General features: G+C 68.2%; 24 protein-coding genes. 10 read left to right on the forward strand and 14 right to left on the reverse strand.

What is annotated here, in order from left to right; all coding sequences use genetic code 11:
* The 4 genes from RU01_RS20180 to dapE all read right to left on the reverse strand — a co-directional run.
* Positions 1–569 (reverse strand): AMP-binding protein (locus RU01_RS20180; RefSeq protein WP_042576390.1); only part of this gene is annotated, 569 nt, incomplete at its 3' end.
* A gap of 56 nt (positions 570–625) precedes the next feature.
* Positions 626–1,186, reverse strand: coding sequence for a TIGR00730 family Rossman fold protein (locus RU01_RS20185; RefSeq protein WP_042576391.1), 561 nt, complete (start codon positions 1,184–1,186; stop codon positions 626–628).
* Complete coding sequence (locus RU01_RS20190) at positions 1,183–1,968, reverse strand: TIGR00730 family Rossman fold protein (RefSeq protein ID WP_042576392.1); 786 nt, start codon at positions 1,966–1,968, stop codon at positions 1,183–1,185. Before RU01_RS20190 ends, RU01_RS20185 begins: the two co-directional genes overlap by 4 nt.
* 10 nt (positions 1,969–1,978) lie before the next feature.
* Positions 1,979–3,070 (reverse strand): succinyl-diaminopimelate desuccinylase, encoded by a 1,092-nt coding sequence (gene dapE / locus RU01_RS20195; RefSeq protein ID WP_042576393.1) that lies wholly within the window; start codon positions 3,068–3,070, stop codon positions 1,979–1,981.
* 33 nt (positions 3,071–3,103) lie between these two features.
* On the opposite strand from dapE, the gene dapD reads away from it, so the two are divergent.
* The 7 genes from dapD to RU01_RS20230 all read left to right on the forward strand — a co-directional run bounded on the left by dapD (position 3,104) and on the right by RU01_RS20230 (position 11,626).
* On the forward strand, positions 3,104–4,054 hold the full coding sequence (gene dapD, locus RU01_RS20200; protein ID WP_082043275.1) for a 2,3,4,5-tetrahydropyridine-2,6-dicarboxylate N-succinyltransferase: 951 nt from the start codon (positions 3,104–3,106) through the stop codon (positions 4,052–4,054).
* Positions 4,055–4,095: 41 nt separating this feature from the next.
* Positions 4,096–4,638: a GNAT family N-acetyltransferase gene (locus RU01_RS20205; RefSeq protein ID WP_197074838.1), complete on the forward strand. Its 543-nt coding sequence runs from the start codon at positions 4,096–4,098 to the stop codon at positions 4,636–4,638.
* Between the two features lie 50 nt (positions 4,639–4,688).
* Positions 4,689–5,327: a TetR/AcrR family transcriptional regulator gene (locus RU01_RS20210; protein WP_042576395.1), complete on the forward strand. Its 639-nt coding sequence runs from the start codon at positions 4,689–4,691 to the stop codon at positions 5,325–5,327.
* Entirely contained in the window at positions 5,324–6,961 is a 1,638-nt protein-coding gene (locus tag RU01_RS20215; RefSeq protein ID WP_042576396.1) for an acyl-CoA dehydrogenase family protein, read from the forward strand. The genes RU01_RS20210 and RU01_RS20215 overlap by 4 nt, the downstream gene beginning before the upstream one ends.
* Complete coding sequence (locus tag RU01_RS20220) at positions 6,958–7,950, forward strand: crotonase/enoyl-CoA hydratase family protein (RefSeq protein ID WP_042576397.1); 993 nt, start codon at positions 6,958–6,960, stop codon at positions 7,948–7,950. The genes RU01_RS20215 and RU01_RS20220 overlap by 4 nt, the downstream gene beginning before the upstream one ends.
* 72 nt (positions 7,951–8,022) lie before the next feature.
* Positions 8,023–9,822, forward strand: coding sequence for an ABC transporter ATP-binding protein (locus tag RU01_RS20225; protein ID WP_042576398.1), 1,800 nt, complete (start codon positions 8,023–8,025; stop codon positions 9,820–9,822).
* The gene (locus RU01_RS20230) at positions 9,815–11,626 is read left to right on the forward strand and encodes an ABC transporter ATP-binding protein (protein ID WP_042576399.1); all 1,812 of its coding nucleotides are present in this window, start codon (positions 9,815–9,817) and stop codon (positions 11,624–11,626) included. Before RU01_RS20225 ends, RU01_RS20230 begins: the two co-directional genes overlap by 8 nt.
* 5 nt (positions 11,627–11,631) lie before the next feature.
* Here RU01_RS20230 and RU01_RS20235 read toward each other — a convergent pair whose 3' ends face one another.
* The 9 genes from RU01_RS20235 to RU01_RS20275 are packed head-to-tail and all read right to left on the reverse strand — an operon-like array spanning position 11,632 to position 20,990.
* Positions 11,632–12,816 carry a lipase family alpha/beta hydrolase gene (locus RU01_RS20235; protein WP_156149020.1) on the reverse strand — a complete coding sequence of 395 codons (1,185 nt, stop codon included), beginning with the start codon at positions 12,814–12,816 and terminating at the stop codon, positions 11,632–11,634.
* Between the two features lie 32 nt (positions 12,817–12,848).
* Positions 12,849–13,865: an NADP-dependent oxidoreductase gene (locus tag RU01_RS20240; protein WP_042576400.1), complete on the reverse strand. Its 1,017-nt coding sequence runs from the start codon at positions 13,863–13,865 to the stop codon at positions 12,849–12,851.
* A 9-nt stretch (positions 13,866–13,874) separates the two neighbouring features.
* Positions 13,875–15,272, reverse strand: a complete 1,398-nt coding sequence (locus RU01_RS20245) for an acyl-CoA synthetase (RefSeq protein ID WP_042576401.1) — start codon at positions 15,270–15,272, stop codon at positions 13,875–13,877.
* Positions 15,273–15,302: 30 nt separating this feature from the next.
* Entirely contained in the window at positions 15,303–15,536 is a 234-nt protein-coding gene (locus tag RU01_RS20250; protein WP_042576402.1) for a hypothetical protein, read from the reverse strand.
* Positions 15,537–15,590: 54 nt separating this feature from the next.
* On the reverse strand, positions 15,591–16,130 hold the full coding sequence (locus tag RU01_RS20255; protein WP_042576403.1) for a DUF6584 family protein: 540 nt from the start codon (positions 16,128–16,130) through the stop codon (positions 15,591–15,593).
* A 10-nt stretch (positions 16,131–16,140) separates the two neighbouring features.
* A complete protein-coding gene (gene dapC / locus RU01_RS20260; RefSeq protein WP_269430164.1) occupies positions 16,141–17,271 on the reverse strand; it encodes a succinyldiaminopimelate transaminase in 1,131 nt (376 codons plus the stop codon).
* Positions 17,272–17,274: 3 nt separating this feature from the next.
* Positions 17,275–17,598, reverse strand: coding sequence for a ferredoxin (fdxA, locus tag RU01_RS20265; RefSeq protein WP_042576404.1), 324 nt, complete (start codon positions 17,596–17,598; stop codon positions 17,275–17,277).
* Between the two features lie 12 nt (positions 17,599–17,610).
* Complete coding sequence (locus RU01_RS20270; RefSeq protein WP_197074839.1) at positions 17,611–18,426, reverse strand: hypothetical protein; 816 nt, start codon at positions 18,424–18,426, stop codon at positions 17,611–17,613.
* Entirely contained in the window at positions 18,423–20,990 is a 2,568-nt protein-coding gene (locus RU01_RS20275) for a bifunctional FO biosynthesis protein CofGH (RefSeq protein ID WP_042576428.1), read from the reverse strand. Before RU01_RS20275 ends, RU01_RS20270 begins: the two co-directional genes overlap by 4 nt.
* A gap of 60 nt (positions 20,991–21,050) precedes the next feature.
* On the opposite strand from RU01_RS20275, the gene RU01_RS20280 reads away from it, so the two are divergent.
* The 3 genes from RU01_RS20280 to RU01_RS20290 are packed head-to-tail and all read left to right on the forward strand — an operon-like array spanning position 21,051 to position 23,826.
* Entirely contained in the window at positions 21,051–21,566 is a 516-nt protein-coding gene (locus RU01_RS20280) for a PH domain-containing protein (protein WP_042576405.1), read from the forward strand.
* Complete coding sequence (locus RU01_RS20285) at positions 21,563–23,068, forward strand: PH domain-containing protein (RefSeq protein WP_042576406.1); 1,506 nt, start codon at positions 21,563–21,565, stop codon at positions 23,066–23,068. The genes RU01_RS20280 and RU01_RS20285 overlap by 4 nt, the downstream gene beginning before the upstream one ends.
* A complete protein-coding gene (locus tag RU01_RS20290; protein ID WP_042576407.1) occupies positions 23,068–23,826 on the forward strand; it encodes a uracil-DNA glycosylase in 759 nt (252 codons plus the stop codon). The genes RU01_RS20285 and RU01_RS20290 overlap by 1 nt, the downstream gene beginning before the upstream one ends.
* Here the strand turns inward: RU01_RS20290 and RU01_RS20295 are convergent.
* A complete protein-coding gene (locus RU01_RS20295; RefSeq protein WP_042576408.1) occupies positions 23,777–24,190 on the reverse strand; it encodes a hypothetical protein in 414 nt (137 codons plus the stop codon). The genes RU01_RS20290 and RU01_RS20295 overlap by 50 nt on opposite strands.
* Between the last annotated feature and the right edge of the window lie 7 nt (positions 24,191–24,197).

The raw sequence follows: 24,197 nt of genomic DNA on the forward strand, positions 1-24,197 counted from the left end.
ATCTCGGTGGTGGCGACGGGGTTCTCGGCGCTCGCCGACTCCGCGAGGCGGTCGAGTTCGTCGGCGTGCAGGACGACCTTCTCCGGCAGCGCCTCGTCGAGCGACTCGAGCGCTTCGATGCAGTCCTCGTCGACGACGAGCACGCGCGCGTCGAGGATGCCCAGGCTGTGCTCGAGCACCTCCCCGCGCTGGTTGAAGTTCAACATGCCGGCGGTAGCGCCGAGCTTCACGGTCGCGAGAGCGACCAGCAGGGTGCGCATCGAGTTCTTCGCCAGGACGCCGACCACGTCGCCGCGCTGCACACCGCGATCGGTGAGCACGGAGGCGTAGCGATTCACCAGATCGTTCGCCTGTCCGTACGTCAGGGTGTCGCCCTCGAACCTCACGAAGGGGTGGTCGGGAGTCTTGGTGGCGACACGCTGGAAGATGTGGCCGATGGACTCCTTGTCGTCCGGCTTGCGCAGGAAGCCCGGCAGCCCACGCAGGACGCTCGGCAGGGCCGTGGTCATCCTCGGCAGTGTGGCGGCGATGTCGAGCAATCCGACCTTGTGACGAGCCTCGGCACCCATGTGGTGATCCCCTCCCAAGCGAGCCGGCAACGAATCCGGCTGTGACGACGCTTACCTTACTGGTTGGTAATGTTCACGGTGCGAGGTAGCCCACAGGCCGTCAGCGCCGCGTCCACGTCCGTGGTGAGAATGAGCCGGTCCAGCGATCTCGCGGAGACGAAACCCGTCCCGGCCAGCGATCGGAGCCACTCGAGCAACGGGGTGTAGTGGCCCTGCGGGTCCAGGATCACGACCGGTTTGTCGTGCATGCCCAGATAGCCGGACGTCCACGTCTCGAACAATTCCTCGAGCGTGCCGATGCCGCCGGGCAGTGTGACGAACGCGTCGGCACGCTCGTCCATCACCTGCTTGCGCTGGCGCATCGTGTCGGTGACCACTAGCTCGTCGGAGTCCACGTCGGCCACCTCGCGGTGCACGAGTGCCTTCGGGATCACACCCAGCGTCGTCGCTCCGGCGGCGCGGGTCGCCGCGGCGACAGCGCCCATCATCGAGACGTTGCCGCCCCCGGACACCAGAGTGCCCCCGCGTCGAGCGATCTCGGTCCCGACCTCCGCCGCCAGATCGATGTACTGCTGCTCCACCGGACCGGACGCGCAATACACGCACACTGCCGTCATTGCTCGGTCACGCTCGATCGGCTCTCGGTCTCGGCCAGGCTCTGTCGACTCTCGTCGATCCACCGGACTGCCTCCTCGACGCTATCGGTGCAGCGGATCAGCTCGAGGTCGCTCTCGGACACCGTTCCGGCGCCCACCAGCGTCGTCCGGATCCACTCGAGCAAACCTCCCCAGAACGCGGTGCCGAACAGGATGATCGGGAACTGCGTCACCTTGCGGGTCTGGACCAGTGTCAACGCTTCGAACAGCTCGTCGAGGGTGCCGAATCCGCCCGGCAGACAGACGAAGGCCTGCGAGTACTTCACGAACATCGTCTTACGGACGAAGAAGTAGCGGAAGTTGACCCCGAGGTCGACCCACTGGTTCAACGACTGCTCGAAGGGCAGCTCGATGCCCAGGCCGACGGAGAAGCCGCCCGAATCGCACGCTCCCTTGTTGGCGGCTTCCATCGCACCCGGGCCGCCCCCGGTGACGACGGCGTATCCGGCTGCCGACAGTGCAGTGCCCAGCTGGACCCCGACGGCGTACTCGGCCGAGTCCGGCTTCGTTCGCGCCGACCCGAACACCGTGACAGCGCGGGGCAGCTCGGCCAGTGCGCCGAATCCCTCGACGAACTCGCTCTGGATACGCAGCACGCGCCACGGATCGGTGTGCAGCCAGTCCGACGGGCCGCGCGAATCGAGAAGGCGTTGGTCGGTGGTCGTTCCGGCGTACTCGCGTCGGTCCATGACCGGCCCGCGATAGTTCGTCGAGCGGTCTCCCGGTCGTGAAGGCGCGTTCATGGTGCCGAGGTTAGTGCCCGCCGGTGACAGTCAGATACCGACGCAGGACGTCGGCGACATCGGTGATCTGTCCGACGGGAACGTGCTCGTCGCGTTTGTGCGCAAGGTTCGGATCGCCGGGCCCGTAATTGACCGCCGGAATGCCGAGCGCGGAGAACCGGGACACGTCTGTCCAGCCGTACTTCGCACGGAATTCTCCGCCGGCCGCGGTGACCAGAGCCGCCGCCGCGGGCGCCGCGAGACCCGGCAACGCGCCGGGTGAGCGGTCGGTCACCTCGACCGCGAGGTCGACGCCGGCCGTCACCTCGCGTACGTGCTCGATCGCCTGCTCGACACTGCGGTCCGGCGCGAACCGGAAATTCACGTCCACGAACGCCTCGTCCGGAACGACGTTCCCGGCGACTCCGCCGCTCACTCGCACGGCCTGCAGACCTTCGCGGTACACGCATCCGTCGATGTCGACGCTGCGCGGCTCGTACGCGGCCAACCGTTCGAACAGCGGACCCAACTTGTGGACGGCGTTGTCGCCCAGCCACGACCGCGCAGAATGCGCCCGCGTCCCCGACGCGGTGAACCGGACCCGGAGCGTCCCCTGGCAGCCCGCCTCGATGAAGCCGCCCGACGGTTCGCCGAGGATCGCGACATCGCCGCGCAGCCACTCGGGCATCTCGCGTTCGATGCGGCCCAGGCCGTTCGCGGAGGCCTCGATCTCCTCGCAGTCGTAGAAGATCAACGTCAGATCGGCGTTCGGTTCCGCGATGGTCGCCGCCAGGTGCAGGAACACGGCGTCGCCCGACTTCATGTCGACGGTTCCGCATCCGTACAGAACGTCGCCCTCACGTCTGCTGGGCACGTTGTCGGCGATGGGGACGGTGTCGAGATGCCCCGCGAGGATCACCCTCGTCGGCAATCCGCGACTCGTCCTGGCGAGCACGGCGTCGCCGAATCTGACGATCTCGAAGCCGGATGTCTGCTCGCGCAGCGCACCCTCGACCGCATCGGCCAGAACGGCCTCGTCGCGGGAGACGCTGGGGACGTCCACCAGCGCCGCGGTGAGATCGACAGGATCGGCGTGCAGGTCCAGGGTGATGGGTGCGCTCACCTGCCCGACCCTATTCCTCTAGGCTCTCCACCCGTGACCACAGGCGCATCGGCAGTCGGCATTGCACACATCACGACCTCGGGAACGGTGCTGGACACCTGGTTTCCCGCACCCGAGTTGGGTGAGGTCGCCGAGACGGGTACCACCCGTCTCGCCGAGTCGGACATCCCCGCGGAGCTGGCACCCCTCGTCGGCACGGATGACGCACGCGGCCTCGAGATCGTCGCGGTGCGCACCACCATCAGCTCCCTCGACGACGCGCCCACCGATGCTCACGACGTGTACCTTCGCCTGCACCTGCTCTCGCACCGGTTGGTGCAGCCGCACGGGGTCAACCTCGACGGACAGTTCGGACTGCTGTCGAACGTCGTGTGGACGAACTTCGGCCCCGCCGCCGTCGAGGGCTTCGAAGCGACCCGCGCCAAGCTGCGCGCCCGCGGACACGTCACCGTCTACAGCATCGACAAGTTTCCCCGCCTGGTCGACTACGTTCTCCCCACCGGAGTGCGTATCGGCGACGCCGACCGGGTCCGCCTCGGCGCGCACCTCGCGTCCGGCACCACGGTCATGCACGAGGGATTCGTCAACTTCAACGCCGGCACCCTCGGCTCGTCGATGGTGGAAGGTCGCATCTCGGCCGGCGTCGTCGTCGACGACGGGTCGGACGTGGGCGGTGGCGCCTCGATCATGGGCACCCTGTCCGGTGGCGGCAAGGCTGTCATCTCGGTCGGTCAGCGCTGCCTGCTGGGCGCGAACGCGGGACTGGGCATCTCGCTCGGAGACGACTGCGTCGTCGAGGCGGGCCTCTACATCACTGCGGGTACCAAGGTCACCGGACCGGACGGCACCGTCATCAAGGCGTCCGAGTTGAGCGGCAAGTCGAATCTTCTCTTCCGCCGTAATTCCGTCTCCGGTGCGGTCGAGGTCGTGCCGTGGAAGGGTACGGGAGTCGAGCTCAACTCGATCCTGCACGCGAACGACTGACCGGGAGTCCTGCCCGGCCATTGCTGCCCCGGGGGGACACCGTGGACGACGCACCAGCACTTCGAACCGTGTCGACGGACGAGTTGTCCGACGCCGACACCCATGCCTGCGAGGGATTGGTGCGCGGCGCGTTCGGTGAGCACTTCACACCTCACGACTGGATCCATGCCCTCGGCGGCGTCCATGCCGTCCTCACGGTGGGCGATCGCGTGATCGGCCATGCAGCGGTGGTCCCGCGGCTCCTCGCCCACGACGGGAAGGAGTTCGACGGCGGCTTCGTCGAGGCCGTCGCGTTGGACCCCGAGTTCCGCGGAACCGGCCAGGGCGCCGCGGTCATGGAGGCGATCGAAGCCGAGATCGAGTCGAGTGATGTTCTGGGCGTGCTCAATTCACTTCCCGAGGCCGTCGGGTTCTACGAGGCGCGCGGGTGGGTCCGCTGGCGTGGACTGCTCGGCGGCATCGGCAACTTCGACGACCCGACACCTCCGGACGACCAGGACACCGTCATGGTGTTCCATCCACCCGCGCACATCGACGTCGACGGCGTGCTGCTGGTCAACAACCGCGTCGGATCCCGCTGGTAGCTGCCTGCCCGCTCTTGACACATGAACGGAATCCGCGTTCACTCCTTGGCATGGCCTACCGACGGACTGCCGCCGTTCAAGAGCGACTCGACGCTGCGCGGTCCGGAATCGTCGCTGCCGCACTGACATTGGTGGCCGAGCAGGGTTACGCCGGCTGCGCGATGGCGGACGTGGCGGCACGCGCCGGCATCGGCGTGGGCACCGTCTACCGCTACTTCCCCAGCAAGGGCGAGCTGTTCGCCGAGGTCTTCCGGGACGCGTGCGGACGCGAGGTGGCGGCCGCTACCGCTGCGGGAACGCACGCGGCGCGGACCGGCTCGACGATCGACTCCATCCTCGCCTCGGTACGCACGTTCGCCGAACGCGCACTACGGAATCCGACACTGGCCTACGCCCTCCTCGCCGAACCCAGCGATGCCCTCGTCGACACCGAACGCCTCGCGTTCCGGGTGGCGTTCGCCGAGGCGTTCGCCTCCTCCATCCGGGCAGGCGTACAGGCCGGGGAACTACCCGATCAGGACGCGTCCATCACCGCCTCGTGCCTGGTCGGCGCCATCGGCGAAGCACTGGTGCTGCCCCTGGCCCGCGGGCACGCCGACGCGTCCACCCTCGACGCGCTCGACACCTTCACCCTGCGCGCACTCGGCGCATCCCCCGCCTCCCTCTCCCCCGTCAGGAAGTCGTCATGACCACGACCCATACCGTCACCAACCAGGTCCCGCCGCTGATCGGCCACGACGTCGCGGAGCACCCGGTGATCCTCGAGGCGCTGCACCGGGAAGGCGCCGCGGACTCCCTCGACGAGTTGCATCGCCTCGGCCGCCTCGCGGGCAGCGAGCAGGCGCAGCGGTGGGGCGACCTGGCGGAGGAGCATCCGCCCGTCCTGCACACGCACGACCGGTACGGCAATCGCATCGACGAGGTGGTCTACGACCCCGCGTATCACGAGTTGATGCGCACGGCAGTCGAATTCGGGATGCACGGGGCTCCGTGGAACGATCCGTCACCGCACGCGCATCTCGAGCGTGCCGCGAAATTCAGCGTCTGGGGCGCGGTCGATGCAGGCCACGGATGCCCGATCTCCATGACCTACGCCGTGGTCCCGGCCCTGCGCGCGAACTCCGAGCTGGCAGCGCAGTACGAGCCGCTGCTGACCACGCGCACCTACGATCCGTCGCTGCGGGCTCCACTCGAGAAGTCCGGGCTCGTCGCCGGTATGTCGATGACCGAGAAGCAGGGCGGCTCGGACGTGCGTGCCAACCGGACGACGGCGGTGCCGCAGCCCGACGGGTCGTACCGCATCACCGGCCACAAATGGTTCACGTCCGCACCGATGTCCGACATCCTGCTGGTCCTCGCGCAGGCACCGGGTGGCCTGTCCTGTTTCTTCCTGCCTCGAATCCTGCCCGACGGCACCCGCAACGCCATGGCGATCCAGCGCCTGAAGGACAAGCTCGGAAACCACTCCAACGCCTCCAGCGAAGTCGAATACGACGATGCCACGGCATGGCTCGTGGGCGACGAGGGCCGCGGCGTGCCCACCATCATCGAGATGGTGAACATGACCCGGTTGGACTGCACGCTGGGATCTGCCACCGGCATGCGCGCCGGTACTGCGCAGGCCATCCACCATGCGGTGCACCGCCAGGCCTTCGGCAAGAATCTCGTCGACCAGCCACTGATGCGCAACGTCCTCGCCGATCTCGCCGTCGAGTCCGAGGCCTCGACCACGGTGGCTCTGTGGTTGGCCGCGCTGACCGACCGGGCCACGGCCGGCGACCGGCACGCTGCGGCGCTGCGCCGCATCAGCCTGTCCGTGAGCAAGTATCTTGTCTGCAAGCGCGGACCCGCACATGCCGCAGAAGCTCTGGAATGCCTGGGCGGCAACGGGTATGCGGAGGAGTCGCGGATGCCGCGGCTCTACCGCGAGGCTCCCCTGCTGTCGGTGTGGGAGGGCTCGGGCAACGTCGCGGCGCTCGACACCCTGCGGGCGGTGGCGAAGCAGCCGGAGACTCTCGCCGTCTTCTTCGACGAGCTCGACAGCTGCGCCGGGTCCGACGCGGCGCTCGACGCCTCGGTGCGCTCGCTGAAGAACTCCTTCGGCGACCTCGGGACGGTGGAGCACCGCGCGCGCCGGATCGTCGGCGACATGGCCCTGGCACTGCAGGGATCGCTGCTGGTGCGGTACGGACACCCCGCCGTGGCGGACGCCTTCACCTCCAGCCGTCTGGGCGGGGACTGGGGCAGCGTCTACGGAACTCTCCCCACCGGTATCGACGCGGCGACGATCATCGAGCGATCGACACCGAAGGTGCCCGCATGAGCGACGGGCCGGCCGCGTGGCGTGACGGCTGGGACGAGGGCGCCGACTCGCCGTTCGAGGGTCGACCGTCTCGCGACGAGTCGCCGCGGTACCGCACGCTCACCTACGAGGTCACCGGGCGCATCGCGCGTATCACCTTCGATCGACCGGAGCACGGCAACGCCATCACCGCGGACACTCCGGTCGAGCTGGCTGCCGCCGTGGAGCGCGCCGATCTGGACCCGCGTGTCCACGTGATGCTGCTGTCCGGCCGCGGCAAGGGCTTCTGCGGCGGCTACGACCTGTCGATCTACGCCGAGAACCTGGACCGGGGCGACGACGACGCCGCAGACACCACCGGCACGGTTCTCGACCCCGTCGTCCAAGCCCGCAACCACGACCCGTCCGGGACGTGGGATCCGATGCTCGACTACGCGATGATGAGCCGCTTCAATCGCGGCTTCGCGAGCCTGTTGCACGCGAACAAGCCCGTCGTCGCCAAGCTTCACGGCTTCGCCGTCGCCGGCGGCACCGATATCGCGCTCTACGCCGACCAGATCATCTGCGCCGACGACACCAAGATCGGCTATCCCCCGACGCGGGTCTGGGGAGTACCCGCGGCAGGCATGTGGGCGCACCGCCTCGGCGACCAGCGCGCCAAACGACTGTTGCTGACCGGCGACTGCCTCACCGGCAAGCAGGCCGCGGAATGGGGCCTCGCCGTCGAGTCCGCGCCCGCCGACCGATTGGACGCGCGGACCGAGGACCTGGTGGCGCGGATCGCACGGATGCCGATCAACCAGCTGATCATGGTGAAGCTCGCTCTCAACAGCTCGCTCCTGGCGTCGGGCGTCGCCACGTCGACGATGGTCAGCACCGTGTTCGACGGCATCTCCCGACACACCCGTGAGGGCTACGCCTTCCAGACCCGCGCTGCCACAGTCGGATTCCGGCAAGCGGTGCAGGAACGGGACGAGCCGTTCGGCGATGCCAAGCGGCGCGCGGAATAGAGGGTCGCGGTAAATCGGTTGGATCCTTCACCTCCTCGATGAGACCGTTGTCGGGTAGGTGAAGGAGATGATGTGTCTACCGGACTGGTGGAACGGACGACGACGAAGGACGTGACCGACGAGAGAACCACCTCGTCACTGCGCCGCTTCGCCCCATTTCTGTACCCGTACCGGTGGTATTTCGCCGGATCGGTCGTGGTCTCGCTCGTCGCGACGCTCGCGGCTCTGGTCATTCCCCTCGTGATCCAGCGCATCATCGACGGTCCGATCACGCGCGGTGATCTGTCGGGCATCTGGTGGCCGGCCGCTCTGGTGCTGCTGCTCGGCACGGTCGACGCGGTGGGGATCTGGATTCGCCGCTACCTGGTGTCGGGACCGTCGAGCCAATTCGAGATCACGGCGCGCGCCCGGGTCTTCGACAAGCTCCAGCGGGTGTCCGTCACCGCCCACGACAGTTGGGAGTCGGGCCAACTGCTGTCCCGCGCCATCTCGGATCTGTCGGCGTTGCGCCGGTTCGTCGCCTTCGTCGGCCCCTTCATCATCATCAACGCCGTCACACTCGTCGCCGGGCTGGGCATTCTCCTGGTGCAGGCGTGGCAGTTCGGCGTCATCATGCTGGTGGTAGCCGTCCCCCTCGTGCTGGCGTGCGTCCGCTTCGAGGAGATGTATCGCATCGTCGCCCGCGACGCCCAGGATCAGGCGGGCGACGTCACCACCACCGTCGAGGAATCCATCCACGGCATCCGTGTGCTCAAGGCCTTCGGTCGCAGCGCCCACCTGGGCCGCCGCTTCCTCACACAGGCTGCGACGCTGCGCACCACCGAGCTGACCAAGGTGCGCTATCTCGCACTGCTGTGGTCGGTCATCGTGGGTCTTCCGCCGCTGGCCATCGGCGGCATGCTTGCCTACGGCACCTACTCCATCGTGAACGGCACCATGACCGCCGGAACCCTGGTGGCGACCATGGCGGTCGTGGCTTTCCTGTCGTGGCCGGTGGAGTCCCTCGGCTTCCTCCTCGCAGAGCTGAACAATTCCCGGACCGCCGCCGACCGGTACTGGGAGATCATGGACACTCCCGAGTCGATCGTCGATCCCGCTGTGCCCGCGATCCTCCCGAGTCGCGTACGCGGCCACGTCCGGTTCGATCACGTCGCGTTCCGCTTTCCCGACGCCCCGGACCGACTCCTCGACGACGTCAGCTTCGACGTCCATCCCGGTGAGACCGTTGCGGTGGTCGGCAACACCGGGACGGGCAAATCCGTCGTCACGACGTTGATTCCCCGACTGTTCGACGTCGACGGCGGTGCCGTGACGATCGACGGCGTCGACATCCGGTCGATGCGCCTGGCGGACCTCCGTTCCATCGTGTCCGTCGCCTTCGAGGAGCCGATCCTGTTCTCGGCGAGCGTCCGCGAGAACGTGGCACTCGGTCGTCCCGACGCGACCGATGCCGACGTCGCGGAAGCTCTCGACATCGCGAACGCGTCGGAGTTCGTCGACGCCTTGCCGTGGGGGCTGGACACTCGCATCGGTGAGCAGGGGTTGAGCCTGTCCGGTGGTCAGCGCCAACGCCTGGCTCTCGCCCGAGCCGTGATGTGTCGACCTCGCGTATTGGTGCTCGACGATCCCCTCTCGGCCCTCGACGTGGACACCGAGTCGACAGTGCAACGGCGCCTGCGGTCGGTGCTGCAGCACTCCACCACCGTGCTGGTGGCGCACCGACCGTCGACGGCGGCGTTGGCCGATCGCGTGGTGCACATCGGCCACGGCACCGTCCTCGAGTCCGGAACGCACGAACACCTGCTGGCCACCTCCGCCGCCTACCGCGAGGTCATGGGGTCCGACGCTGCGATAGGAAGCCGCCATGGCTGACACCGACTGGAGGGGCGTCGGCGGAGAGGACTCCGACGTCGACAGAGCCGGCAACCTCGTGTTGGCCGATCGTTCACGGCGACTGCTGTTCTCGCTCCTTCGCCCGCATCGGCGACGTACCGCCCTCACGCTGGCGATCATCTTCCTGGACAACCTCGCTTTCGTCGCGGGTCCGCTCTTCATCGCGCATGCGCTCGACACGGGCGTGGACGCCGCGATCGACGGTCGGTGGGCGCCGTTGGTCTGGACGATCATCGGATACGTTGCGGTCGGATGTCTGGGCGCAGCAACGACATACGCGTTCCTGATGGTGTCCGGCCGGCTGAGCCAGGACATCCTGTTCGATCTGCGCGAGCGGGTGTTCCGTCACACCCAATCCCTGTCGCTCTCGTTCCACGAGAAGTACACCTCCGGCAAGGTGATCTCCCGGCTGACCAGTGACGTCGAGTCGCTGCAGACCTTGCTCGAGAGTGCGCTGAACGACGCCCTGACCGCGATCCTGTCGATGGTGTCCATCGCGATCATCCTGATCTACCTCGATGTACCGCTCGCTCTCGTCGTGCTGGCCGGGTTCGTTCCCCTGGTACTCGTCACTCGGTGGTCCCAGCGACGTCAACGCCAGGCGTATCGCCGCACCAGGGTGTCCATCGCCCGCGTCGTGGTCCATTTCGTCGAGTCCATGGTGGGCATCCGCGCGGTACAGGTTTTCCGCCGGGAGCGTCGCAACGCGGACATCCTGCGCGCCGAGGACACCGAGTATCGCGATTCGACCACCAGTGCGCTGCGCGGCATGGCGAGCTACACCGGCATCGTGCGATGGATCGGAAACGCGACCCTTGCCGTCATCGTCGTCGTGGGCAGCCGGCGGGTCATCGGCGGCGACCTCGACATCGGTGTGCTCGCGGCATACGTGCTGTATCTCCGACGGTTCTACGGTCCGCTCGACGAGCTGGCCCAGGTGTTCAACGCCTACCAGTCCGCGGCCGCAGCGCTGGAGAAGATCTCGGGAGTGCTGGAGGAAGAGCCAGCAGTCCCCGCACCTCTGCGTCCGGTCGCCCTCGACTCGGCCCGTGGCGACCTCGACTTCGACGGCGTCACGTTCGCCTACGGAGCCGGATCCGTCGTTCTGCCGACATTCTCCCTGCACGTGCCTGCCGGTCAGGTGGTCGCCATGGTCGGCGCCACCGGTGCCGGAAAGTCCACGCTCGCGAAGTTGGTGGCGCGGTTCTACGACCCCACGTCGGGGCACGTCCGGCTCGACGGCATCGACCTGCGCGACCTCGCCGACGACGATCTGCGTCGCGCCGTCGTGATGGTGACCCAGGAGTCGTTCCTGTTCTCCGGATCGATCGCCGACAACATCCGACTCGGGCGACCGTCGGCCACGGACGACGAGGTCCGGGCAGCGGCGGACGCCGTCGGCCTGACGCCGTTCCTGCAGGCCTTACCGCGCGGCATCGACACCGACGTGCGCAAGCGGGGCGGCCGACTGTCCTCGGGTCAACGGCAACTGGTGGCCTTCGCCCGCGTATTCCTCGCCGCACCGTCGGTGATCGTGCTCGACGAGGCCACCTCCAGTCTCGACATCCCCGGTGAGCGGCTGGTCCAGCAGGCGCTCGAGACCGTACTCGAGGGTCGGACGGCGCTGATCATCGCGCACCGACTCTCCACGGTGGCGATTGCCGACCGCGTCCTCGTCATGGCCGACGGCCGCGTCGTCGAAGACGGCACCCCGGACGATCTCATCGCCGCCGACGGTCGCTTCGCCCACCTCGATGCGGCGTGGCAGGAGAGCTTGGTCTAGCGGATTCAGCTCACCGACACATCCGGCTCGGTCACCTCGTCGATCTCGTCGGGTGTGGCGTCGGACATCAGCTCCGACAGGACGTCGAGCACGCGGGGGTCGGACAGCAACGCGAGGTGGCCGGTTCCGGGAAGCGTGTGCAGCTCGCTCATCGGACCCCGCGCGCTGCGCAGGGTCACGAGTCCGTCGCCGACGGCGTCCGCCCACCAGGCGGTGTCGTCGGCCGCGAGCGTCGCCGCCACGGCGACATGGCGGATGCCCGGAGCGAGATCGACGTCGGTGGCCAGCCGTAGGTCGTCGACACCCTTGCTGCGGACATCGAGCAGATCGGCCCACGCCGCGGTGTGCTTCGCCTTCCGCAGGAGTCGGGACAGGCGGTAGGCGCCTTCCGCCAGCGGTGCGCCCTCGTGGGGCGTGCCCAGGTAGCACGCGGTGCGCACCAGAGGTAGCCACGTGGCCTTGCTCGCCTCGACCGCGCACGCGCGCCGCACGACCAGACCGCCCATCGAGTGGCCCACCAGGTCGATGCGTTCCACCGGCACGGGCCAGACGGCGATCAACTGATCCAACAGTGCGGCGAGTGCCGCACCGTTGTCGACGATTCCCGTACCGGTGTTGTACCGCAGGCAGACTGCGCTGATCCCCTGCGCGGCCAGTTCCTCGCCGTAGCTCCCGCGCCCGTCGAGGCGGTAGTACCACGCCTGCTCGGTCTCACCGAGACCGTGGACCAGTACGGCGATGTGCCCGGTGGCCTGGGGGAACGCGGTCGTCAGCATCGCGGTGTCGTTCCCCACCACCCGGCGCTGGTGGTGCGGCCCGAGCTCGACGGCGAGGTCGTTCCCCTCGGCGACGAGACGGTCGCCGAGCAGCCCGTTGACCGCCCCGACGATGACCGACCCGGCCGCGCTGGATGTGACCGCATGCGAGACCGTCTCGGGAGGAAGAAGCCGCGAACCGGCGGAGACCGCCATGGCGGCCGCAGCTCCCCCACCTCGAACCATCGAGTAGACGAGGTCGGAGATGCCCTCGTTGAGCACGCGCACCGGAGCCGCCGGCGGACCGAGGATGCCGAACACCACACTGTTGACGGCCCGATGCGTGCCCTGGACGGGACCGCTCAGGATGTCGATGGCCGTGGCCACGACATCGGCGGCGCCGGCTACTTCGTTTCGACCGTCAGTTGAGTGCACACTTGTACTCTAACCGCACTGCGGGCTCGGTCTCAGGCGACCTTGACGACGAGCTTGCCGAAGTTCTTACCCTGGAGCAGGCCGAAGAAGGCCTCCGGCGCGTTCTCCAAGCCCTCGACGACATCTTCGCGGTAGCGGAACGAGCCGTCCTCGACCCATCCGCCGACCTCGCGCAGGAAGTCCTTGTACAGCTCGCCCACGTACTCGCTCTGGATGAATCCGCGGATGGTGAGGCTCTTGGTCAGCACGCGGGTTAAGAACCCGGGCAGACGGTCCGGGCCCTCGGGTGCCTGGGTGTCGTTGTATTGCGCGATGAGTCCGCACACCGGGATGCGGGCGTAGAGGTTGAGGCGCGGCAGCACGGCCTTGGCGACGGCACCGCCCACGTTCTCGAAGTAGACGTCGATACCGTCCGGCGTCGCTGCCTTCAGCTGATCCTTGAAGTCCGCCGCCCGGTGATCGACGGCTGCGTCGAATCCGAGCTCGTCGATCAGGTAGGCACACTTCTCCGGGCCACCGGCGATACCGACGGCGCGCGCACCCTTGATCTTGGCGAACTGGCCCACGGCCGACCCGACGGGTCCACTGGCCGCGGCGACCACCACGGTCTCCCCCGCCTTCGGCTGACCGATCTTCGTCATGCCGGAGTACGCGGTGAAGCCCGGCATCCCCAGCACGCCCAACGCGGTGGACACGGGCGCCTTCTCGGGATCCAGCACTCGCACGGACGACGCGTCGATGACGGCGTGCGACTGCCAACCGGTGTATCCGAGTACGACATCGCCGACCGACACTGCGTCGCTGCGTGATTCGGTCACCTCGGACACGGTGGCGCCGACCATGGTGTCACCGACCGCGACGGGCTCCGCGTACGATTCCGCGTCGCTCATGCGGCCACGCATATACGGGTCGAGGGACAGGTACAACGTCTTCAGCGACACCTGACCGTCGCCGACGTCGGGAAGATCCACGGTCTCGGTCCGGAAGTTCGCCGCGGTGGGAGCGCCGGTGGGACGTGAGGCCAGGACGATGCGTGTGGAGGTGGTCATGACTCGACGCTACTCCAGGAGATTCTTGCGAACCTTCCCCATACCGTTCCGCGGCAACGACTCGACGACGCGCACCTCGCGCGGGCGCTTGTGTACCGAAAGTTGTTGCACCACCGCATCGATCACTGCCGACTCCGATATCCCGTCACCGACCACGAAGGCCACGATGCGCTGGCCGAGGTCGTCATCCGGGAGACCGACCACGGCCACCTCACGCACGCCGTCCACACCGAGAATCGCCGTCTCGACCTCGCCCGCGCCGACGCGGTAGCCGCCCGTCTTGATCAGGTCCGTCGACTCCCTGCCCACGATGCGATGGAACCCGTCGGCACCGATGGCAGCGACATCTCCGGTGCGGAACCACCCGTCCTCGGTCCAGCACGCAGCCGTCGCGTCCGGCTTGTTCAGGTATCCGTCGAAGAAACGGCCGCGTACCTCCAACGAACCGATCGACTCGCCGTCGCGTGGCACCTCCGACCCGTCCTCGCCGCGCAGCCGAGTCTCGATGCCGCGCACCGGAACTCCGACCCAGCCGGGACGCCGCTCACCGTCGGCGCGCGTACTCAGCGTGATCAAAGTTTCGCTCATGCCGTACCGCTCGATCGGCTCGAGTCCGGTGAGAGCGGCGATCTTCTCGAACACCGGTACCGGCAGCGGAGCACTGCCCGAGATCAGCAGGCGCGCACCGGACAACGCCGACGCGGAGGCCTCGTCGGCGGCGATACGCGACCACACCGTGGGAACACCGAAGTAGATGCTTCCCCTCACTGCGGCATAGCGTTCCGGAGTCGGCTTCACCGTGTGCACGACGGGACTGCCGATACGGAGCGGACCGAGGACACCCAGGACGAGCCCATGGACGTGATACAGCGGAAGTCCATGCACCAGAGTGTCGTTCGCCGTCCACGCCCAGGCTTCGGCGAGAGCGTCGATGCCGGCGGCGAGAGCGCCGCGGCTCAGGAGCACGCCTTTGGGTGGGCCGGTGGTTCCCGAGGTGTAGAGCACCAGGCCTGTCGTGTCGTCCGACGGTTCCGCATAGCTGTGCCAGGACCTCGCATGCATGCGGACCGGGACGACGGGGAGTCCGCCGTCGTGGTCGGGCGCGACTCCCAACCATCCCCTGGCGCCGGAGTCGGACAGGATGTGGTCGATCTCGGTCGGCCCCGAATCCGGCGGCACGGGGACTACCGCGACACCCGCGATCAGCGCGCCGACGACGGCGACGACGGTCCGGGCAGTCGGCTCGGCGAGGACCGCCACCCGATCGACGCCCATGATGCGCTCCGCGACGGACGTCGCAGCGCCGAGCAGATCGCTCCGGCTCAGGACGGTGTCGCCGACGGTGACCGCGTCGTCGAGGTCACCGCCGTGCGTGATGGCGTACGAGTTCAGGGACCGGAGCAGCACACCGCCAGTCTCTCACGACTACCGTCCGCGTCACGAAGCCCGGAGATGCTCCATCACGTCGTCACACGAGCATCCGCCGGCCAGCGCCGAGCAATCGACCACCAACCCGTGGCGCACCGCATGCAGCTGAACGCATCCGTCCTCCGTGCACTCGACGACGTTGCTCGAATGCACGATCAGTGTGCCGTGGCAGTGGTCGAGGGCGCCGACGCACTCGATGCATCCGACCTCGGTGGTTCCGACGTACGTAGTTCCAACCTTCATGCTTCAGGAATACCACCGACGTCCGACACGGTCACGGACCTCCGTGCGCGTGTGTCAGAAGAAGACGGTGAGGACGGTGGCGATCGTGGCCGTGCCGATCATCGCGACGACCAACACCGCGGCGACCATCTTCACGCCCGACCGAGACGGCGGGACGTCGTCGGTCCATTCCTCGAAGGCCTCGACATCGACGCCGTCCTGTTCGAAGAAGTGCACCTCGCCGGGCGGTTCCCACTCCTGGCCGCTCGCACGGACCCGCGAGCCCAGCACTGCCAGTCTCTCCCGCACGCGCGGCGGGTAGGCGCGGGTCGGGGCGTTGATGGGAAGGCGACGAGCGAGCACGACAGGCTCCGGGGAGGCAGCCACGAAGGAATCGAGAGCGTGTCTCACCAGCGGGTCCTGGTCGTCCCGATCGGTCAGGAACCACGCTGCGCCGGCGCCCACCGGGTCGTCCATCGCGAGGCAGGCGTACCCGAGTAGATCCAGTGCAGGCTGCGAGGCCGGGTCCTGGTCGAGCAGTGCGGTCAGTCGCTTGCGCGCATTCCACGGCTCGCCACGAGCCAGATCTTCCTGTGCGCGGTCGAGTGCTCCCACCGGCGCGACGTCAGACCGTGAGGCGCGCGACGGCGGCAGCGATGCGCTCGTCCGTCGCGGTCAGGGCGATCCGTACGTGCCGACCGCCGCCGGGTCCGTAGAACTCGCCGGGGGCGACGAGGATGCCGCGCTCGGCGAACCAGCGCACGGTGTCGCGGCACGGTTCGCCGCGGGTTGCCCACAGGTAGAGACCGGCTTCGGAGTGGTCGATGGTCATACCCGCAGCAGTGACGGCAGCCGCCAGAGCCGTACGGCGGTCGCGGTACCGATCCCGCTGAACCCGCTCGTGCTCGTCGTCGGTCAGAGCAGCAGTCATCGCCGCCTGGACGGGCAATGGAACCATCATGCCCGCGTGCTTGCGCACCGCGAGAAGCTCGGCCACCAGGTCGGGATCACCTGCCACGAACCCCGCCCGGTAGCTGGCGAGGTTCGACGTCTTCGACAGTGAATGCACGGCGAGGAGATTCGTCGTGTCTCCCCCGCAGACCTCGTCGTCGAGGATCGAGACGGCCGCGCCTTCCCACGTGAGTCCGAGGTAGCACTCGTCGGACACGACGATGGTGTCGCGCTCGCGTGCCCACTCGACGACCTTGCGCAGATGCGCGGCGCCGAGGACTCGACCGCTGGGATTGGACGGCGAGTTGACGAAGATCATCGACGCGCGCTCGGGTCCGAGGCGGTTGACTCCGTCGGCGCGCAGGATCCGGCACCCCGCGAGCAGCGCTCCCACCTCGTAGGTCGGGTACGCCAGTTCCGGAATGACGACCAGGTCGTCCGCGCCCAGGTTGAGCAGCGTCGGAAGCCAGGCGATGACCTCCTTGGTACCGATGACGGGCAGCACCGAACTCTCGTCCAGGCCACCGATGCCGTATCGGCGCGCCAGAGCCGTGACGGCGGCAGTCCGCAGGGCGGACGTGCCCACCGTCGTCGGATAACCGGGCTCGGCGGACGCTGCCGCCAGAGCATCACGGATGATGTCGGCCACCGGGTCCACCGGCGTTCCCACCGACAGATTCACCAGGCCATGGGGATGCGATCGAGCGAGCGCCGTGACATCCGCGAGAGTGTCCCAGGGGAACTCCGGCAGCAGACTCGCCCGCGACCGCCGCTCACGCACGGCGACGACGGATGCGTCGGTCACGGCTCAGTTCTCGCCCATCGGCGGAAGCGCCTTGATGAAGGGCGGGTCGTAGTCGGTCTTGCCCACCTTGGCGGCACCGCCGGGCGAACCCAGCTCGTCGAAGAAGTCGACGTTGGCGCTGACGTATCCGGCCCACTGCTCGGGGACGTCGTCCTCGTAGAAGATCGCCTCGACGGGGCACACCGGTTCGCAGGCTCCGCAGTCCACGCACTCGTCGGGCTGGATGTAGAGCATGCGTCCACCCTCGTAGATGCAGTCGACGGGGCATTCTTCGATGCATGCCTTGTCGAGGACATCGACGCACGGTTCAGCAATCGTGTACGGCACTGACTTGTCTCCTTAGCCTTTCCGAGCTCTGAGCGCTTCACGACGCCCGGAGGGCGCGTTCGACGCGGACGTGCTGTTCGACTCGATCCACCGACGCCCCAGCTTCGCAGCCCGGGTCAGCGCACCGCGTTCACCGAAGTAGCCGGCGACCGCTCCGACCACCGGCAGATTACCGAGCCACCGGTAAACGGTACGGCTGTGGGGCCGCTTGTCCAATTCGTCTGTGACGGACTTGAGGATCTTGGTGACCGACCACAACGTCGACAGCAGAGCGAACGGGGACCGCGTCAACCGGCCCGACGGCTCGGTGACCGCGTCGTCGTCGACGTCGGGTTCCGGAGCGCCGTGGGTGGCACCCTTCGCGAGTTCGCGGTTGCACAACACGGAGGCGAGCAGGCGGACCTGCTCGTCCCGGTCGGTGACGCCGTACTCGCGGGCGACGGCGACAAGCACGATCGCCTGGTTGGCGAAGCCGAGAACGTCGCCCAGCGGCAACCGCCGCGCGAGAACTCCGAAGATGCCGGGGAACGCGACGGCCACCGTGCCGATGCCGCCGACACGTCCGACCCACCACGAGACGCGCTGGTCGACGGTCATCGACTCCCAGGCCTTCGTACCGGGTGTGTCCGCCGCGTCGAAGACCGACGCCACGGCGTTCAGGGCAGTGTCGACCTTGGAGTCGGTGGAGGTGGAACCGTCGCGGAAGGTGCGCTTCTTCAGGCCCAACGGATCCCGGTCGGCCAGCAGTTCGAGTACGGGAACGATGACCCTGACCGCAGCCTTCAGCGCTCCGGCGACGCGGTCGTCACCCAACCGGTCGGCGCTCATGCGGCCTCCTCGTCGCCCGTGTATGCGGTGGTCCGTTGGACTGCGCGTCGGCCGATGCCCTCGGCGATCGCGTGTAGTTCTTGAACGGTCTTCTCCGATCCGTGCTGCGAGCCCGCCATCCGCGAGATCGTCTCCTCCATCAGCGTGCCACCCAGGTCGTTGGCGCCGCCGTTCAGCATGACCTGTGTTCCCGTGATGCCCAGCTTGACCCAGCTGGTCTGGATGTTGTCGATACGTCCGTGGAGCATGATCCGCCCCAGCGCGTGCACGGCGCGGTTGTCGCGCTGCGTCGGGCCGGGCCGCGACGCGCCTGCCAGGTACAGCGGCGAGCTCTGGTGCACGAACGGGAGCGGGACGAACTCGGTGAAGCCGCCCGTGCGGTCCTGGATGCGCTTGAGCACGTTGAGGTGACCGACCCAGTGCGACGGGTTGTCGACGTGGCCGTACATCATCGTCGAGCTCGACCGCAGGCCCACCTCGTGGGCGGTGGTGACGACGTCGATCCAGGTCTGCGCCGGCAGCTTGCCCTTCGTCAGCACCCAGCGCACCTCGTCGTCGAGGATCTCCGCCGCGGTGCCGGGAATGGTGTCCAGGCCCGCCTCGCGCAGCTCGATGAGCCAGTCCCGGACCGACTGACCGCCGCGGGATGCCCCGTTGACGATCTCCATCGGTGAGAACGCGTGGACGTGCATCGACGGAACGCGGGCCTTCACCGCACGCACCAGGTCGGCGTACCCGGTGACGGGCAGCTCGGGATCGATGCCGCCCTGCATGCACACCTCGGTCGCGCCGAGGACGTGCGCTTCCCACGCCCGGTCGGCGACCTCGCTGGTCGACAGCGAGAATGCGTCGGCATCTCCCTTGCGCTGCGCGAAGGCGCAGAACCGACAGCCGGTGTAGCAGATGTTGGTGAAGTTGATGTTCCGGTTGACGACGTAGGTCACGTCGTCGCCGTTGACGTCCTTGCGCAACTGGTCGGCGAAGGCGGTCACGGCATCGAGTGCCGCTCCCTCGGCCGTCGCCAGCGCCAGGTACTCCTCGTCGGTGCAGTTGCCGGGATCCTTCTCCGCCGAGCGCAGCGCGGCGACGACGTCACGGTCGACGCTGTCGAGCGTCGCCAGGTGCGCCACCTGCTCGCGGATGGATTCCCAGTCGCCGAACGCACTGCCCATGTCGCTGCGGGTCTCGGTGTTGCGACCCTCGGTGTCGATGCCGGTGTGCAGGTCGACGCGTCCCGTCGACTCCCACACCTCGTCGGGTTCCTGCCAGGGCAGTCCCACCGGGAGTGTGTCAGCGGCCGCGAGACCGGTGACGGGGTCGGCGAGAGCACGCACGTGCGCGGAGATCCGAGGGTCGATCCACGGCGAACCCGCGAGTACGTACTTGGGCTGCGCCGCGGTGCGCTCGGTGAGAACGAAGCCGGCGTCCGCACTGATCTGCGCGAGCGTGTCCAGGTTCGGCCACGGACGCTCGGGGTTGACGTGGTCGGGAGTCAGCGGTGAGACCCCGCCCCAGTCGTCCACGCCCGCGGCGAGAAGCGATGCGCACTCCTGCGCGGACACCAGATTCGGCGGCGCCTGGATCCGCATGGCGGGTCCCAGCAGGATCCGGGAGACGGCGATGGTCGCGCGGAACTCCTCGAGACCGGCGTCCGGGGCACTGCGCATCGCGGTGTCGTCCTTGGCCAGGAAGTTCTGCACGATGACTTCCTGGACGTGCCCGAACGCCTTGTGCAACTTACGGATAGCCATGATCGACTCGGCTCGGTCCCGCAGGGTCTCGCCGATACCGACGAGGATTCCGGTGGTGAACGGAACGGTCAATCGGCCGGCGTCGGTGAGCACGCGCAGCCTCACCTCGGGGTCCTTGTCGGGGCTGCCGTAGTGCGCCTGGCCCTTCTCCTCGAACAGTCGGCGAGAGGTGGTCTCGAGCATCATGCCCATCGACGGCGCGACCGGCTTGAGGCGAGACATCTCCTCCCAGTTCATGACTCCGGGATTGAGGTGCGGGAGCAGGCCTGTTTCCTCGAGGACGCGGATCGACATCGCGCGCAGGTAGTCGAGCGTCGAGTCGTAGCCGCGAGCGTCGAGCCACTCCTTGGCTTCCGGCCACCGCGCCTCGGGGCGGTCACCGAGCGTGAACAACGCTTCCTTGCAGCCCAGTTCGGCACCGCGTCGAGCGATGTCGAGCACTTCGTCCGCCTCGAGGAACATCCCGTGGCCCTCCGCGCGGAGCTTCCCGGGCACCGTGACGAACGTGCAGTAGTGGCACGTGTCCCGGCACAGCCGGGTCAGAGGAATGAACACCTTGCGCGAGTAGGTGACGGTCCCGGGCCGGTTCTCGGCCAGAAGCCCTGCATCACGGACACGCGCCGCGGAGGCGCACAGATCCTCGAGGTCGGCGCCCCGCGCGTGCAGCAACGTGGTGGCCTCGTCGACGCTGATCACCACGCCGTCGCGTGCGCGACGCAGGGCGCGGCGCATCGCCGACGCGGACGGGGCGGGGCTGTCGGGGTTCGGCGCCGGGGTGTCGGCGCGCACGGACGGACTCGGATCGGGCAACATCGTCACCGCTCGATCATGCGCCCTCCGGCCGGAGGTGTGCCACAGCAGGGGTGATGCGACGTGTCCGAACCGAACGACTACGTCATCGTCGATCCGGCGAACAGCGTCGATCCGCGGGCGAAGGTGCTCTGGACCGTCACGGCGGCGGCGATGTGGGTGCCGGCCGTGATCGCCGTGATCGTGTGGGCCGTCGTCCTCGCCGTGGCCGTCGACCGGCCCGCCTGGACGCCCGTCGTCCTGGTGGGAATCGCGGTGGCCGTCCTCGCCAGCGTGCACGTCGTCGTCGCGCCGCGATGGCGTTACCGCGTGCACCGCTGGGAGCTCAGCGAGACAGCGGTCCATACCCGCACGGGGTGGTTCACCCAGGAACGCCGCATCGCGCCCCTCTCGCGCGTCCAGACGGTGGACACCGAACGGGGACCCTTCGATCGCGCACTCGGCCTCGCCACCGCGACGGTGACGACGGCGTCGTCGGCCGGGGCTTTGGAGATCGTCGGATTGGACCTCGCGACGGCAGAACGGACGGTGGCTGCGATCACCGGCGCCGCGGCACGGTCCCGCGGGGACGCCACGTGACGACGCCCTGGCCGAACCGACAGGTACCGGTCGACGAGCTTCCCTGGCTCAGACTCGACTCGCGCATGCTCCTGATCCACCCGATCACCGAACTCGTGCGTCTGCTTCCGGTGCTGGCGATCTCCCTCGTGCTCGGCTCGCAGAGCGTAAACCACGTGTGGGGTCTGGTCGTGGTCGCCCTGGCGGTCGGGGCGGCGATGCTCCGGTGGTTCACCACGGGCTACCGCGTCGGAGCGGACGATGTCCAGCTGCGGCGGGGCCTCTTGCGTAGGACGGTTCTGTCCATCCCGCGCGGCCGGATACGCAGCGTGGACGTCCGGGCAGGACCGCTGCACCGTCTTCTCGGCCTCTCCATCCTCACGGTGGGGACCGGGCTGCAGAAGTCCGACCGCTCCGACACGTTCGAGTTGAACGCACTGGCGTCCGACCTGGTGCCTGCCATGCGCACCGAACTCCTGAGCGGCGATTCGGCGCCTCCCGACGTGGCGCTGACGGCGCATTCCCACGAACGTGAAATTGCCCACTTCCGCACCGGTTGGGTCCGCTTCGCGCCCTTCACGGCGACCGGAATCGTCGTCGTGGGCGCCGGATTCGGACTCGTCTTCCAGTCCGGGTTCGCGGGCGACGTCGCCTCGTCGTCCGCGGTGAACGAGAGCTATCAGGCGATCCTCCGACTCGGTGTCGTGGTCGCACTCGTGCTGACCGCGCTGGCACTGCTGGTGGTGTCGAGCGTCGTGTCCGTTCTGCGCTACCTGATCGTCTACGGCAACCTCACCGTCACCGACGACGGCGAGCACCTGCGCATCGGGCACGGGCTGGTGTCGACACGGCACACCACCCTCGACCGGGATCGGCTCCGTGGTGCGTCTCTGCGTCGGCCACTGGTTCTGCGGTGGGCACGCGGCGCACGGCTCGATGCGGTCATGACGGGTGTGTCGGCGTCGGAGAAGGAATCGTCGCTTCTCCTCCCTCCCGCCCCGCTGAAGGACGCACTCGGGACGATGAACGACGTGCTGTCCGGTCTGCCCGCTCAGGCCGTCGCCGGAGCACCGCTGCAGGGCCACGGACCGGCCGCGTTGCGACGCCGGCTCACGCGCGCACTCGGCCCGGTGACGCTCGGTGCGCTCGCTCTCGCCGTGTACAGGGCGACCGGCAGAGAAGTTCCGTTCGCAGCCTGGGTCGTCGTCGGCCTGCTCGTCGTCGCAGCGTGCGCGCTGGCCGTCGACAGATATCGCGCGCTCGGGCATCACGCCACCCCCGGTGTACTGATCACCGAGCACGGAAGTCTGGACCGACGCCGCGTCGTCCTGGACACCGACGGTGTGGTGGCATGGGGTGTGCGTGAGACCTTCTTCCAACGCCGCGCCGGTGTCGCGACGGTGATCGCAGCGACGGCGGCCGGCACGGGCAGTTACCGCGTGATCGACGTTCCCGTCGACTGGAGTGCGTCCGTGATCGAGACCGCGAAACCCGGCTCCGGCGATATCTGGATCACGCGGTGATGACCCCGAGAACCATCGCGGAGCTCGATGCGGAGGTGTCCGAGTGCCGCGCCTGTCCCCGGTTGGTCGCGTGGCGCGAGCTGGTCGCGACCGAGAAGCGTGCCGCCTTCCGCGACGAGACCTATTGGGGACGACCCGTCCCCGGCTTCGGCCCCGCCGATGCCCGACTGCTCGTCGTCGGCCTCGCACCGGCGGCCCACGGCGCCAACAGGACCGGGCGCATGTTCACCGGCGACCGCAGCGGAGACGTGCTGTACGCGGCGATGCACGCCGTCGGGCTGGCCACGCAGCCCACCGCGTCGCACATCGGGGACGGCCTCGAACTGATCGGAACGCGCATCACGTCGCCGGTGCATTGCGCTCCCCCGGCCAACAAGCCCACCACCGAAGAGCGGGACCGGTGCCGACCGTGGCTCGAGACCGAGTTGCACATTCTCGCACCGACCGTTCGAGCGATCATGGTGCTCGGCGGTTTCGGGTGGCAGGCACTGCTTCCCGTGCTCGAGGGCGCGGGATGGGCGCTGCCGAGACCTCGCCCGAAGTTCGGTCACGGGGCACACGTCCTGCTCACCTCGCCGGCCGCGGACCTTCCCGATCTGCACCTGTTCGGGTGCTTCCACGTCAGCCAACAGAACACGTTCACCGGTCGACTGACGCCCGCGATGGTCGAGCAGGTGCTGGCCGAGGCCGCGGCTGCAGCCGGCGTCGTCAGGGCTGACGCGCCGCGGCACCCAGCTGGTCGAACTGCGCGAACCTGAGGGAAAAGAGCTGGACGACGGGCGGGAAGACGCCGCCCGCTATCAACACCAACGTGCGCCAGTCGGACAGCAACAACACGTCTCCCCCCGGACCGCCGAACATCGCGAGAAGAAGGCCGGCGAAAAAGCCGGCGATCGGGAGCGCGGCCCGAGAGACGTTGCGAGAGACGGAGAATGCCACGCGGACGAGAACGACGTTGATCACACCGGCGAGGATGCCGCTCACCGGGAACGGCGTCTGTCCGAGATAGAGAGGGAGGAACAGCACAGCCGTCACCGCGCAGAGAAATCCGTCCAGAACCAAGGCGCCCACGATGGACGCCTTGATCCCGGACACCACGCCCTCCCCGGCGTGGCCCGTCATGCGATCA

This window comes from Rhodococcus sp. MEB064, assembly GCF_000834565.1.
In the GTDB taxonomy this organism is placed as follows: domain Bacteria; phylum Actinomycetota; class Actinomycetes; order Mycobacteriales; family Mycobacteriaceae; genus Rhodococcoides.

Excerpts from the sequence above, each read along its gene's own strand:
- RU01_RS20185 (WP_042576391.1), bottom strand. The coding sequence starts at position 1,186 with ATGACGGCAGTGTGCGTGTATTGCGCGTCCGGTCCGGTGGAGCAGCAG.
- RU01_RS20190 (WP_042576392.1), bottom strand. The coding sequence starts at position 1,968 with ATGAACGCGCCTTCACGACCGGGAGACCGCTCGACGAACTATCGCGGG.
- RU01_RS20210 (WP_042576395.1), top strand. The coding sequence starts at position 4,689 with ATGGCCTACCGACGGACTGCCGCCGTTCAAGAGCGACTCGACGCTGCG.
- RU01_RS20215 (WP_042576396.1), top strand. The coding sequence starts at position 5,324 with ATGACCACGACCCATACCGTCACCAACCAGGTCCCGCCGCTGATCGGC.
- RU01_RS20220 (WP_042576397.1), top strand. The coding sequence starts at position 6,958 with ATGAGCGACGGGCCGGCCGCGTGGCGTGACGGCTGGGACGAGGGCGCC.
- RU01_RS20230 (WP_042576399.1), top strand. The coding sequence starts at position 9,815 with ATGGCTGACACCGACTGGAGGGGCGTCGGCGGAGAGGACTCCGACGTC.
- RU01_RS20240 (WP_042576400.1), bottom strand. The coding sequence starts at position 13,865 with ATGACCACCTCCACACGCATCGTCCTGGCCTCACGTCCCACCGGCGCT.
- RU01_RS20250 (WP_042576402.1), bottom strand. The coding sequence starts at position 15,536 with ATGAAGGTTGGAACTACGTACGTCGGAACCACCGAGGTCGGATGCATC.
- RU01_RS20270 (WP_197074839.1), bottom strand. The coding sequence starts at position 18,426 with ATGAGCGCCGACCGGTTGGGTGACGACCGCGTCGCCGGAGCGCTGAAG.
- RU01_RS20275 (WP_042576428.1), bottom strand. The coding sequence starts at position 20,990 with ATGTTGCCCGATCCGAGTCCGTCCGTGCGCGCCGACACCCCGGCGCCG.
- RU01_RS20290 (WP_042576407.1), top strand. The coding sequence starts at position 23,068 with ATGACCCCGAGAACCATCGCGGAGCTCGATGCGGAGGTGTCCGAGTGC.
- RU01_RS20295 (WP_042576408.1), bottom strand. The coding sequence starts at position 24,190 with ATGACGGGCCACGCCGGGGAGGGCGTGGTGTCCGGGATCAAGGCGTCC.